The following is an 11,713-nucleotide window of genomic DNA, read 5'->3' as shown; positions in this document are numbered from 1 at the left end:
CCCGCTTTATCCCGGATTACTTGTCGCGCTGGCGCAGGCCGATGCGCCGCCAGCTGCGGCGGCGCTGGCCGCCGTTGAGGTTCCGCGGCGCGCGGGCGACGTGCTCGCCGTTGCGCGGCGGGATCCGCAGCGAGCGCATCGCCGCGCCGGCCACCCGGCGCCGCAGCGGCGGGCGCAGGCCGAGACGACGCTGACCGCTGCGGCGCCGGATCGCCCGGCGCTCGCTCGCGGGCACGGCCCACGCCTCGGGGTGCGCGGCCAGCCAGCGGTGCCGGTAGACCGCGTACGGGATGTGCGCGAGGTACAGCGTCATCGCGACCGCCAGCGCGATCAGCGGGAACAGGAAGATCATCGTGCCGAGGAAGCAGACACCCACCAGCAGCGGCGCGATGGCCTTCGGCGGCGCCTTGATGGTCTTGAGCGACAGTGTCGGGATCCGGCTGATCAGCAGCGCCGCGACGGCCACCGCCCAGATCCAGACCACCCACTGCACCGACCAGAAGCCCTCACCGAACTCCAGCCACAGGATCACCGGCATCAGCGCCAGCAGGCCACCGGCGGGCGCCGGGACGCCGACGAAGAACTCCGACGCGTACGGCGGCTGCTCGACGTCGAGCAGCGTGTTGAACCGCGCCAGCCGCAGGATCATGCACACGGCGAACACCAGCGAGGCGACCCAGCCGATGCGGACACCTTCGGCGTGCCACACGTAGAGCACCAGCGCGGGCGCGACACCGAAAGAGATCGCGTCGGCCAGCGAGTCCAGCTCGGCGCCCATCTTGGACGTCGCGTCGAGCAGCCGCGCGATCCGGCCGTCGAGGCTGTCGAGCACCGCGGCGATGCCGATCGACGCGAGCGCCATCGAGTAGTTCCCGAGCAACGCGAACTGCACGGCCGAAAGCCCGGCGCACAGCGCGAGCACGGTGATGGCGTTCGGCAGCAGCCGGATACCCGGCGTGCTGGGCACGCGGACCATCAGCCCTCCAAGGTGGGCAGTTCAGCGATGGGGGTCTCGCCGCCGATGGTGCGCTGGCCCTTGCGGACCAGCAGCTTGCTGCCCGGCGGCAGGTACAGGTCGACCCGCGAGCCGAACCGGATCAGGCCGTAGGTGGCGCCCGCGTCGACCTTGTCGCCGTCGGCGATCTCGCAGACGATGCGCCGCGCGACCAGTCCGGCGATCTGCACGACGACGAGCTCGTGGCCGTCGGACGTGCGCATGAGCACGGAGTTGCGTTCGTTGTCGTCGCTGGCCTTGTCGAGGTCGGCGGACAGGAACTTGCCGGGCCGGTATGCCACCTTCTCGATGACGCCGGTGGCGGGGATCCGCTGCACGTGGACGTCGAAGACGGACAGGAAGACGCTCACGCGCAGCCGCGGCTCGGCCGGCAGGCCCAGCTCGGGCGGCGGGGTGGCTTCTTCGATGAGGGACACCAGGCCGTCGGCGGACGCGATCGCGAGGTCGGTCCTGGCGGGCGGCACGCGCTTGGGCTCGCGGAAGAACGCGGCGGTCGCGGCCGTGGCCAGCGCGCCGACGACGCCGAGGCGCTTGGAGAACCTGCGCAGCACCAGCGTGCCCGCGATGCCGCCGAGCACGAACGGGCGGCCTGCCGGGTGCATCGGCGGGATGGTCTCGCGCGCCAACTGGACGGCATGGGTGAGCGGATTGCCGGAGCTCATCTGGTCGGTTCCCCGCAGACGTGTGGAGTGGGATGGGGCGGCACCACGCTACCGGGCGGCGCGGGTCACATCCCCGGCGTGGGTGGTTACCGGGAGGCCCGAGTAACGGACCGTCGAGTTCCGCGATAACAGAGGGTAGTCGAAGTCAGTGGAGGGGTCATCCCATGTCAGCCATCGCCCAGCGGTACGGCGCGCCTCTCGCCGCGTGCCTGGAGGCGTGGCGACAGGACATCGTGGACACGCCGCTGGCCGCGCTGCCGGTTTTTTTCGACCTGGATTTCGCCGTTGAAGTGGTCAAACGTGCCGGACGAGCCGACCGGACGCATGCGTCCCCCGACGACGCACGCGTCCGGCCGGTGCCTTGGAACCCAGTGGACCTACTTTAGTCGCCTCGGCGACTGATGATCACTGATCGTCGGAGAAAAGTTACAAACGGTCACGCGAGCGGCGGCTGCGCCGCCCGGCGCTGGAGATCGCCCGCAGGATCAGCAGCAGCACGACCGACCCGAGCACGGCGACGCCGAAGCTCGGCAGGTCGAAGCCCAGCGTCTCGCGCTCACCGGTGATCCCGCGGTAGATCAGGCCGCCGAGCGCGGCGCCGACGATGCCGACCGCGATGTTGACCAGGCAGCCGGAACGGTGCCGGTCGGGACCGCCGACCGCGAGGTTCGCGACCCAGCCTGCCAGCGCTCCGAAGATCACCCACGAGAAGAAACCCATGCGCGCAGGATACTCCGTGAAAATACAAGAGACATTGCACAAGAACTCTTGTACGTTGGCGGCCATGACCGAACGCGGGATCCGTGAGATCCACGACTCCAAGGTGCTGGCCGCGATGTCGCATCCGCTGCGCAGGCGGCTGCTCGACGTGCTCAAGGTCAACGGCCCGTCGACCGTCAGCGCACTCGCCGAGAAGACCGGTCAGGCGGTCGGCAACATCAGCCATCACCTCAAGATGCTCGCCGCGAGCGAGCTGGTCGAGGAGGCGCCCGAGCTCGCCCGTGATCGGCGCGAACGCTGGTGGCGTCGCACGTCCGACGGGTTCAAATGGTCCGTCAGCGACTTCCGCGACGACCCGGTCGGTGAGGCGGCGGAGTCGCTGGCCCTCGAGCACCAGGTCGCGATCGCGCGCGCCTGGCTCGCCAACTGGCAGAGCTACGCGCCCGAGTGGGAAGAGGCCTCGTTCGACTCGAATGCCTGGGCCTGGCTCACCCCGGCGGAACTCGGCGAGATCAAGGACCAGATCACCGCGCTGATCAGCGGCTGGGCCAACCGCGAACTCCCCGATGACGGCCAGGAGCGAGAACCCGTCTTCCTGTTCGCGCGCGGCATGCCCGGCAAGCCATGAGGGACTTCCGGCTGCTGTGGGCCGGCGAGACGATCAGCCTGCTCGGAAGCAATGTCGCGGCCGTCGCGCTGCCGCTGGTCGCTGTGGTCACCTTGCATGCGGACACCTTCACGGTCGGCCTGCTGTCGGCGGTCGCCTGGCTGCCGTGGTTCCTCATCGGACTGCCCGCCGGAGCGTTGGTGGACCGGTCGCGGAAGCGGCCGATCATGTTGGCCTGCAACGTGATCTCGATGGTCTTGTTCGTCAGTATCCCGGTCGCGGCCTGGTTCGGTGTGCTCACCGTGGCCCAGCTGCTGGTGGTCGCGCTGCTCGGCGGGGTGACGAAGGTCTTCTTCACGACCGCGTACCGGGCCTACGTGCCGCTGATCGTCCACGATGGACAGTTGCTCGGCGCCAATGCCCGGCTGCAGGGCAGTGAATCGGCCGTGCAGGTCGCGGGCCCCGGCCTCGGTGGCGCGCTGGCGCAGGCCTTCGGCGCGGCCGCCGGGCTGCTCGCCGACGCGGTGAGCTTCGGCGTCTCCGCGTTGTTGCTGCGGTTCGTCAAGACGGAGGAAGACCGTCCGAAAAGGAGCGAACGGCGGCTGCGGGCCGAGATCGCGGACGGCGTGCGGTTCCTGGCACGCGACCCGTATTTGCGGCGGCTGGCGGTATTCGCGGCCATCTCGAACGTCGCGCTCGAGGGGTATCAGGCGATCCAGATCGTGTTCTTGAGCCGTGACCTCGGCCTGAGTCCCGGACTGGTCGGTCTGGCGCTGGCCGTGTCGGCGCTCGGCGGGGTGGCGGGCGCGGGGATCGCGGGCAGGATCAGCGCCCGGATCGGCACCGCGCGTGCGTTCCTGCTTGCCGAGGCCGTCGCCGCGCTGCTGTTGCTCATCGGGCCGTTCGGGCTCGTGACCTTCGTGATCGCCGGTATCGCGATCAACATGGGACTGCTGGTGTCCAACATCCTCACGGTGACCTTCCGGCAGCGGTACTGCCCGCCGGAGCTGTTCGGCCGGATCACCACGAGCATCGCGACGCTCAGCTATGGCGGCATCGCGCTGGGCGCGCTGCTCGGCGGTGTGCTGGGGGAGTGGCTCGGCGTGCGGCCGACCATGTGGATCATGGCGCCACTGCAGTTCGTCGCCGTGCTCGTCGTCAGTCCACTGTGGAAAGAGCGAGATTTCCCTAACAAATCAGCAGGACATCCACCTCATCACCTTCAGCCACAGCCGTGACGTCCTCGGGCAGCACGATCAGGCAGTTCGACTGGGTGAACGCGGCCAGCAGGTGCGAGCCCGCGCCGCCGCGCGGCCCGACCAGGCCGGTGACCTGGCCTTCCTTGTGGGTGTAGAAACCGCGGCGGAACTGACGGCGCCCGCTCGGCGAGGTCATCGCCTCGGTCAGCTTCGCGCGCACCCGCAGCCGGTGCACCCCGGTGTGGCCCAGCGCGGTCAGCAAAGCCGGGCGCAGGAAGGCTTCGAACGACACCAGCACGCTCACGGGGTTCCCCGGCAGTGTCACCACGGGAACCCCGTGCCAGCGGCCGCAGCCCTGCGGCCCGCCCGGCTGCATCGCGACCTTGGTGAACTCGACGCCGGAGTCGGCCAGCGCGTCCTTCACGACCTCGTACGCGCCCGCGCTCACCCCGCCGGAGGTCACCAGCAGATCGGCGTCGCGCAGCTTCGGCTCGATCGCGGCGCGGAACGCGGTCACGTCGTCGGCGACACTGCGCACGATCTCCACCTCGCAGCCGAGCGCGCGGATGGCGGCGGCCAGCATGACGGCGTTCGACTCGTAGATCTGCCCGTACCGCAACGGTTCCGGCGGGACGACCAGCTCGGTGCCGGTCGACGCCACGATCACCCGCAACGGCGCGTGCACGCGAAGCCGGTCCTTGCCGACGGCCGAGGCGAGCCCCAGCTGAGCGGGCCCGAGCCTGGTGCCGGCCGGCAGCGCGACCGTGCCTTCGCGCACGTCCTCGCCGACATGGCGGACGTGGTTGTCCACCGGCACGGCTTCGAGGATCCGCACCCTGGCGACGCCGCCGTCGGTCTTCTCGACCATCACCACCGCGTCCGCGCCGGGCGGCATCGGCGCGCCGGTCATGATCCGCTGCGTGGTGCCCGGCTCGAGCGGCGGAACGTCGACCAGCCCGGCCGGGATGTCCCCGGTGACCGGGAGCTCGACCGGCGCGCCCGCGAGGTCGGCGGCACGCACGGCGTACCCGTCCATCGCGGAGTTGTCGAACGGCGGCAGCGAAACCCCGGCCAGCACGTCCTCGGCGAGGATCAGCCCGGCGCAGTCCACCAGCGGCAGTTCCCGCACCGGCGCGGTGCCGAGCAGCTTGGTCACGTTCTCACGGTGCTCGTCGACGGAGATCACGCGGACCATCCTGCCCCTCGTGAGGCCGCGTGCAAGACTCTCCCCGCCACACGGCTCGTCTATGGGGAGAAGTCATGCAGGTTCAGATCCGCCACCAGCCCTCGTTCGCCGTCGCCAGACTGGTGCTCGCGCCGGGCGAACCCGCCCAGGTCGAGTCGGGCGCGATGATGGCGACGAGCTACGGCGTGGCGGTCCAGTCGCAGGCGCAGGGCGGGATCATGAAGGGCCTCGGCCGTGCCTTCCTCTCCGGCGAGTCCTTCTTCATCTCCACCTTCACCGCACCGCAGAACGGCGGCTGGGTCGACGTCGCCGCGAACCTGCCCGGTGACATGCAGGTGCTCAACCTCGACGGCCGCACCGGCTGGTGCGTGACCAAGGGCTCGTGGATCGCCTCCTCGCACGGCGTGCACACCGAGACCAAGTGGGGCGGCCTGAAGAACCTGGTCGGCGGCGAGGGCGGCTTCCTGACCCACGCGACCGGCCAGGGCCCGCTGGTCGTGGCCTGCTACGGCGCGCTCGAGGCCGTGACGCTGCAGCCGGGTGAGGTCGTCACGATCGACACCGGGCACATCGTCGCGTTCGCCGACACCGTGCAGTACCAGATCCGCAAGGTCGCGCAGGGCATCATCCAGTCGATGAAGAGCGGCGAAGGCCTCGTGTTCGACTTCGCCGGGCCGGGCACCGTGCTCACCCAGACCCGCAACCCGTCGGCGCTCTCGGCGTGGGTCATCGCTCAGGTGCCCTCGCGGTAGACCATGCGGGTCCACACCAGGCACACCCCGCACTGCGGGGTCGCGCGCATCCTGCTTTCCCCGGGCGAGGCCGTGCAGGCCAACGCCGACGCGATGGTCGCCAGCAGCTTCGGCGTCACCGAGACCCCGCCTGCCCGCGGCGGGGTCCGCTCGCACGGCAAGGGCCTGCCGTCGGTGTTCAACGCGCCCGCCGAGGGTGGCTGGCTGGACCTGGCGCCCGCCGTGGCCGGTGACGTCTACCCGCTCGAGTTCGACGGCAAGCTCGGCTGGTCGGTGCGCAAGGGCGCGGTGCTCGCGCGGCCGTCGACGCTGCGCCACGACCAGAACTGGGCGGCGCACGGGAAGCTGTTCGGCGCCGACAACGGCTTCCTCGACCACTACACCGGGGTCGGCCCGCTCGTGCTGTCGGCGGCCGGCCCGGTCGACCAGTTCACCCTCGAACCGGGCGAACTGGTCACCGTCCGGCCCGACTACCTGCTCGCGTACCCCGATTCGGTGCAATGCAGGCTGCGGGCGGTCGACCCGTCCGGCCCGCAGTCGGTGGCCACCGGGGAAGGCCTGGCGCTGGACTTCGCTGGGCCGGGAACGGTGCTCGTGCAAGCCCGTAATCGGCGGCTTTCCAAGGCCTGACGTTGCGGCAAATCGCCGATTGCCAGCACGCGGACGGCCGGTAGCGTGATCGGTACTTCCTTTCACTACAGGAGGCTGCCTTGACCGCAGGCACCGTGAAATGGTTCAACTCCGAAAAGGGCTACGGATTCATCGAATCCTCCGATGGGCCCGACGTGTTCGTCCACTATTCGGCGATCCAGTCCGACGGGTTCCGCACCCTCGACGAGGGCGATCGGGTCGAGTTCGAGATCCAGTCCGGCCGTGACGGGCGCAACCAAGCCGCTGACGTCCGGAAGGTCTGACAGCGGGTAGAGATCGGCGCGCGTTAGAGTGCCGATCGTGACAGGCGACGTGTCGGGGGACCTCACCGGTCGCCGGCTGGGCAACTACCGCATCGACGGCGTGCTCGGCAAGGGCGGCATGAGTGTGATGTACAAGGCCACCGACGTGCGCTTGGGGCGCAAGGTGGCGCTGAAGGTGATCGGCGAGCATCTGGGCGCCGACGCCGAGTTCCGTGAGCGGTTCGTCGACGAGGCGCGCAACACCTCCGCGATCGACCACGCGAACATCGTCCCGCTCTACGACTTCGGCGAGCTCGACGGCATGTTGTACATCGCCATGCGGATGGTCGACGGCGCCGACCTCGCGAGCGCCATCGGCGGCGGCCCGATCGCCCCGGTCCGGGCCTTGAGCCTGCTCGACCAGGTGGCGGACGCGCTCGACAGCCTGCACAACCGCGGCCTCGTGCACCTCGACGTCAAACCGGCCAATGTGCTGGTGACCAGCCGGGAGTCCTCGCGCGAGCACGTCTACGTCGCCGACTTCGGCCTGACCAGGCGTGGCGCGACCGGGCACCGGACCCGCGGCGGCGACTTCCTGGGCTCGCCCACCTACGCCGCGCCGGAGCACCTGCGCGGCGAGCCGCTCGACGGCCGCACCGACCAGTACGCCCTGACCTGCGTGCTCTTCGCCTGCCTGACCGGCAGCCCGCCCTTCAAGGGTGACGTGCCGACGGTCATCAAGGGACACCTGAACGGCGACCCGCCGCTGGTCTCGCGCGTGGTCGCGCTGCCGCCCGCGATCGACGAGGTCGTCCGCAAGGGCATGTCGAAGAACCCGAAGGACCGCTACGCCAGCTGCGTCGAGCTCATCGCCGCCGCGCGCCGTGCCTTGGGGCCGCTCGCGACCTCCGAGAAGCCGCCGGGCCCGCCCGGCGCGCCGTCGTCGACACCACCACAGGGAGAGGGGGCACCAATGAATCCCTATGGACAACAGCAGCCGCCCGGCTATCAGGGACCGCAAGGGCCCCAGCAGGGCCCGCCGCCCGGTTACGGACATCAGCAACAGGGCCCGCCGCCCGGCTACGGGCCGCCACAGGGGCCGCCTCCCGGGTACGGCCCGCCTCCGGGCCAGTACGGGCCGCCGCAAGGTCAGTACGGTCCGCCGCCGGGTGACCCCGTGCGCCTGCGCCCGCCCGCGCCCGCCAGCAGCGCCGCCTCGTTCCAGCAGGGCGGCAAGAGCGGCGGCGGCAAGAAGTGGATCTGGATCGTCGCCGGGCTCGTGGTCGTCGCGGCCGTGGTGGTCGGCGTGATCCTGCTGACCAGCAAGGACGACAAGGGCGGCGGAACGAACCCGGGTAACGAGCCGAAGACCACCGCGCCGCAGATCCCGGTCGGCAGCGGGGGCCCGACGAGTGGCCCGAAGTCGTCGCTCAAGCCGCCACCGTCGATCTCGGTGCAGCCGAGCAACTGATGTTCGGCGATGAATTCACCATTCATCTGACCGTTTCCGAGCAGGGCGCCGCCGAGTTCGCCGAGCGGCATGGCCTGGCGTACAGCCATGTCGTGCTCGCTCGCGGGCACGTGCCCTCGCATCACGTGCTGAGCATCACGAGCAAGGGAACGCTCAAGAAGCAGCAGGCGCTGGCCGGTCGCTGGGTCGAAACGGCGCGTGCGGCAGGGCTGGCGGACCACCGCGTCAAGATCGAGACGTCGGCGGACTACCGCCATGCCCCGCGCACGGACGAGCAGGCCTGGGCGGGCTCGCACGAGCCCTACTTCGAGCACCGGGTGAAGGTGCGTCTTCCCCGAGCCGAGTCGATTCGGCGGCTGGCGGAGGTGGCGCGTGCGGGCTGGTGCAGCCTGTACCGCGATGTTCGGGAAGCCGACAGCGAAGTGCGCTTCGTCGCGCAGCGCTGCTACCGGGCAGGTAGGACCACCGCGCAGGCTCGGCTTAAGAAGCTGCTCACGTCTCTGCACGAGTACGAGGTGCTCGACGTCGAAGAGCGCTACGTCGCGCACAACTCGGGCGTGGGCGTCGACCGGACTTGGCCGGTGTACCACTGGGAGACGGCGCGTGGGGACTTCCCAAGCAGCTATCACCCCTTGCCCGCGGGCAGCGGGGCCGAACAGGCCAGGGTCTTCGATCCGTCGATGAAGCACTTCGACAGCGCCTACCTCGCCGGTGAGCCGGAGTTCGCCGACGCCGAGCAGGGCGCGCGGTGGCGTGCCGCGCGGCGGGCGGCGATGGAGCACGTGCTGGCCGTCGTCGCCGCTTCACCGGCGGCGAAGAACTTGGTCGTGCGCGGCAGCGTCACCATGCGGGCCTGGTTCGGCGACGCGGCTCGTGAGCCCGGTGACGTGGACTTCGTCGTCATCCCGCCGGGCATGCCGGACTACGACGTGCTGGACGCGGTCGTCGCCGCGGTCGCCGGGAACCCCGGCCCGCTGCTGGCCGAAGGCGTCACCCGCGAGGAGATCTGGACCTACGAGCGGGTGCCCGGCCAGCGCTTGGTGTTCCCGTTCGAGCCGGGCGGCAGCGTCCAGCTCGACTTCGTGTTCGGCGAGCGGCTGCCGGTCCCGCCCGAGCCGCTGGAGGTGCGTCCCGGCGTGACGATGCTCGCCGCGACGCCGGGCCTCTCGCTGGCATGGAAGCTGCTCTGGCTGGCGACGGACATGTATCCGCAGGGCAAGGACCTCTACGACGCGGTGCTGCTCGCCGAGCACTCGACCGTTTCGCTGGCGCTCGTGATCGAGCTGATCGAGAGCGAGCGCAAGGCGCTGGGTGAACGTGGGGACCTGTTCTCCCCGGGAGAGGTGCTGAAGTGGGACGTCGACTGGACCAACTTCGTCAGTGGGTACCCCTCGGTCACCGGCGGCGTGGACGAGTGGAAGCGCCGTCTCGAAGCAGCGTTGACCAAGGCTTGGACGTGACGTTCTCGGGCGAGTTCGAGACTCACCTGACCGTTTCGGAAAAGGGCGCCGCCGAGTTCGCCGCCGAGCACGGCTTGAAGTTCACGCACATCGTGCTCGACCGCGGCGACTCGGTGTCGCAACCGATGCTCACCTACACCGGCCACGGCACCCTCGATGAGCAGCGCGCACTCGCGTATCGCTGGGTCGAGGCGGTGCGCCGGGCCGGGATGGTGGACTACCGGGTCAAGATCGAGGCGGCGCCGTGGAACGAGGGTGTCCCGCAGACGGACGCCGCCGCGGCCGACGATCCGCCCCAGCGCTACTTCGAGCACCACGTGAAGCTGCGGCTGCCCGATGCGGACGTCGCACGGTTGATCACGTTGACGGAGCTGGTCATGCCCTACGGCGCGCGGCTGTCACGGAACGCCCGGCGGCGGACCTCCGATGGTGAGGAGCGCTTCGTGACGCAGCGCTGCCATCGGGTCGGGCGGCCGACGGCACGTGCGCGGCTCGACGAGCTGATCGCGGCCTTGAGCGAGTACGAGGTGCTCGAAGTCGAGGAAGAGTACGTCGTGCACGACACCAGCCTTGGCCTCGACCAAGGCTGGCTGACCGCGCGCGACGGGCACGTTCCGCAGCCCGCGGAGGAGCCGGACAGCGAATACCCGCGGACGTATCGGCCGTTGCCCGCTGGGGACGGCGTTAAGCAGCTGCAGGTGTTCGATCCGTCGATGAAGCACTTCGTTCGTGCCTTCCGCGCCGGTGAGCCCGAGTTCGCCGACGCCGAACAGGGCGAGCGGTGGCGTGCCGCGCGGCGGGCGGCGATGGACCACGTCCTCGCGGTCGTCGCGGCCTCGTCCGCGGCGAAGAACCTGGTCGTGCGGGGCAGCATCACCATGAGCGCGTGGTTCGGCGACGCGGCCCGCGAGCCGGGTGACGTGGACTTCATCGTCCTGCCGCTCAAGCCGTTCCACCGGCATCCGCAGGGTGTGCTCGACGTGGTCGTCGACGCGGTGAAGGCCTCGCCAGGCGCCGGTGTGCTGGCCGAGCGCGTGGTCAGGGAGGGGATCTGGACCTACGAGCGGGTGCCAGGCCAACGGCTGGTCTTCCCGTTCGAGGTGCCCGGCCTGCCGCCGGGCATCGTGCAGCTGGACTTCGTGTTCGGCGAGCGGCTCCAGGTCCCGCCCGCCGAGCTGGAGCTGCGGCCGGGCACCGTGATGCTCGCCGCGACGCGTGAGCTGTCGCTGGCGTGGAAGCTGCTCTGGCTGGAGACGGACATGTATCCGCAGGGCAAGGACCTCTACGACGCGGTGCTGCTCGCGGAGGCCACCCCGATCTCGCGTGACCTGGTGGTCGAGGTGCTCAGGCCGGAGCTGGGCCGCGAGGCCGAGTCGTTCACCGCGGAGTCGGTGCTGGCCTGGGATGTGGACTGGCCGAACTTCGTCGACGAGTACCCGTCGGTCACCGGCGACGTCGCGCACTGGCAGCACCGGCTCGCGCTGGCGCTGCGTTCGTCGTTCGAATGACACGCCCCTGACCAGCGTTTCTTGCACTCTCCCCCATAGAGTGCTAAACACGCATTGGCACTCGGCACCGTCGAGTGCCAGGTGGGTGGTCGCCGATCACCTCACCTGAAGGTCGGGACGGTGAGGCCGTGCCGTGGGGAAACCCTGGCAGGTCGTCCGTCGCGGGCACCGAGCCTGGCCGAGGAAAGTGTCCTGCCGCTGTAGCCATGTTGGGCGGACGGCGGCATCCAATACCGGAGG

Annotated in this window: 13 protein-coding genes; 9 read left to right on the top strand and 4 right to left on the bottom strand. The window is 70.1% G+C overall.

From position 1 onward, the window contains the following. Positions 1–16: 16 nt before the first annotated feature. Positions 17–976, bottom strand: a complete 960-nt coding sequence (gene pssA, locus BLV57_RS08620; RefSeq protein WP_091288124.1) for a CDP-diacylglycerol--serine O-phosphatidyltransferase — start codon at positions 974–976, stop codon at positions 17–19. After that, positions 976–1,677, bottom strand: coding sequence for a phosphatidylserine decarboxylase (locus BLV57_RS08615; RefSeq protein ID WP_091288123.1), 702 nt, complete (start codon positions 1,675–1,677; stop codon positions 976–978). Before BLV57_RS08615 ends, pssA begins: the two co-directional genes overlap by 1 nt. Positions 1,678–1,841: 164 nt before the next feature. Here BLV57_RS08615 and BLV57_RS08610 point away from each other — a divergent pair, with 164 nt between their 5' ends. Further along, positions 1,842–2,063 carry a hypothetical protein gene (locus tag BLV57_RS08610; protein WP_091288122.1) on the top strand — a complete coding sequence of 74 codons (222 nt, stop codon included), beginning with the start codon at positions 1,842–1,844 and terminating at the stop codon, positions 2,061–2,063. Positions 2,064–2,103: 40 nt separating this feature from the next. On the opposite strand, the gene BLV57_RS08605 is transcribed toward BLV57_RS08610, so the two are convergent. After that, a complete protein-coding gene (locus tag BLV57_RS08605) occupies positions 2,104–2,397 on the bottom strand; it encodes a GlsB/YeaQ/YmgE family stress response membrane protein (protein WP_091288121.1) in 294 nt (97 codons plus the stop codon). A gap of 64 nt (positions 2,398–2,461) precedes the next feature. On the opposite strand from BLV57_RS08605, the gene BLV57_RS08600 reads away from it, so the two are divergent. Both BLV57_RS08600 and BLV57_RS08595 read left to right on the top strand, forming a co-directional pair. Continuing rightward, positions 2,462–3,025, top strand: coding sequence for an ArsR/SmtB family transcription factor (locus BLV57_RS08600; protein ID WP_091288120.1), 564 nt, complete (start codon positions 2,462–2,464; stop codon positions 3,023–3,025). Beyond that, entirely contained in the window at positions 3,022–4,242 is a 1,221-nt protein-coding gene (locus BLV57_RS08595; RefSeq protein ID WP_091288119.1) for an MFS transporter, read from the top strand. The genes BLV57_RS08600 and BLV57_RS08595 overlap by 4 nt, the downstream gene beginning before the upstream one ends. On the opposite strand, the gene moeA is transcribed toward BLV57_RS08595, so the two are convergent. Then, entirely contained in the window at positions 4,193–5,389 is a 1,197-nt protein-coding gene (gene moeA / locus BLV57_RS08590) for a molybdopterin molybdotransferase MoeA (RefSeq protein WP_091289029.1), read from the bottom strand. The genes BLV57_RS08595 and moeA overlap by 50 nt on opposite strands. 74 nt (positions 5,390–5,463) lie before the next feature. Between moeA and BLV57_RS08585 the strand changes: the two genes are divergently transcribed. The 6 genes from BLV57_RS08585 (at position 5,464) to BLV57_RS08560 (ending at position 11,473) form a co-directional block, all read left to right on the top strand. Beyond that, positions 5,464–6,141, top strand: a complete 678-nt coding sequence (locus tag BLV57_RS08585) for a TIGR00266 family protein (protein WP_091288118.1) — start codon at positions 5,464–5,466, stop codon at positions 6,139–6,141. A 3-nt stretch (positions 6,142–6,144) separates the two neighbouring features. Continuing rightward, the gene (locus tag BLV57_RS08580; protein ID WP_091288117.1) at positions 6,145–6,771 is read left to right on the top strand and encodes an AIM24 family protein; all 627 of its coding nucleotides are present in this window, start codon (positions 6,145–6,147) and stop codon (positions 6,769–6,771) included. Positions 6,772–6,851: 80 nt separating this feature from the next. Further along, positions 6,852–7,055, top strand: coding sequence for a cold-shock protein (locus tag BLV57_RS08575; RefSeq protein ID WP_091288116.1), 204 nt, complete (start codon positions 6,852–6,854; stop codon positions 7,053–7,055). Between the two features lie 37 nt (positions 7,056–7,092). Next, positions 7,093–8,505, top strand: a complete 1,413-nt coding sequence (locus BLV57_RS08570; RefSeq protein WP_176968546.1) for a serine/threonine-protein kinase — start codon at positions 7,093–7,095, stop codon at positions 8,503–8,505. After that, positions 8,505–9,965 carry a nucleotidyl transferase AbiEii/AbiGii toxin family protein gene (locus tag BLV57_RS08565; RefSeq protein WP_091288115.1) on the top strand — a complete coding sequence of 487 codons (1,461 nt, stop codon included), beginning with the start codon at positions 8,505–8,507 and terminating at the stop codon, positions 9,963–9,965. Before BLV57_RS08570 ends, BLV57_RS08565 begins: the two co-directional genes overlap by 1 nt. Next, a complete protein-coding gene (locus BLV57_RS08560) occupies positions 9,962–11,473 on the top strand; it encodes a nucleotidyl transferase AbiEii/AbiGii toxin family protein (protein WP_091289027.1) in 1,512 nt (503 codons plus the stop codon). Before BLV57_RS08565 ends, BLV57_RS08560 begins: the two co-directional genes overlap by 4 nt. Positions 11,474–11,713 lie beyond the last annotated feature (240 nt).

The organism is Amycolatopsis xylanica (assembly GCF_900107045.1).
Classification (GTDB): Bacteria; Actinomycetota; Actinomycetes; order Mycobacteriales; family Pseudonocardiaceae; genus Amycolatopsis; species Amycolatopsis xylanica.
This window is presented reverse-complemented; position numbering and strand designations above follow the sequence as displayed.

Coding starts and splice junctions, on each gene's coding strand:
- BLV57_RS08565 (WP_091288115.1), top strand. CDS start 8,505: ATGTTCGGCGATGAATTCACCATTCATCTGACCGTTTCCGAGCAGGGC.
- BLV57_RS08600 (WP_091288120.1), top strand. CDS start 2,462: ATGACCGAACGCGGGATCCGTGAGATCCACGACTCCAAGGTGCTGGCC.
- BLV57_RS08580 (WP_091288117.1), top strand. CDS start 6,145: ATGCGGGTCCACACCAGGCACACCCCGCACTGCGGGGTCGCGCGCATC.
- BLV57_RS08595 (WP_091288119.1), top strand. CDS start 3,022: ATGAGGGACTTCCGGCTGCTGTGGGCCGGCGAGACGATCAGCCTGCTC.
- BLV57_RS08610 (WP_091288122.1), top strand. CDS start 1,842: ATGTCAGCCATCGCCCAGCGGTACGGCGCGCCTCTCGCCGCGTGCCTG.
- BLV57_RS08605 (WP_091288121.1), bottom strand. CDS start 2,397: ATGGGTTTCTTCTCGTGGGTGATCTTCGGAGCGCTGGCAGGCTGGGTC.
- BLV57_RS08615 (WP_091288123.1), bottom strand. CDS start 1,677: ATGAGCTCCGGCAATCCGCTCACCCATGCCGTCCAGTTGGCGCGCGAG.
- pssA (WP_091288124.1), bottom strand. CDS start 976: ATGGTCCGCGTGCCCAGCACGCCGGGTATCCGGCTGCTGCCGAACGCC.
- BLV57_RS08585 (WP_091288118.1), top strand. CDS start 5,464: ATGCAGGTTCAGATCCGCCACCAGCCCTCGTTCGCCGTCGCCAGACTG.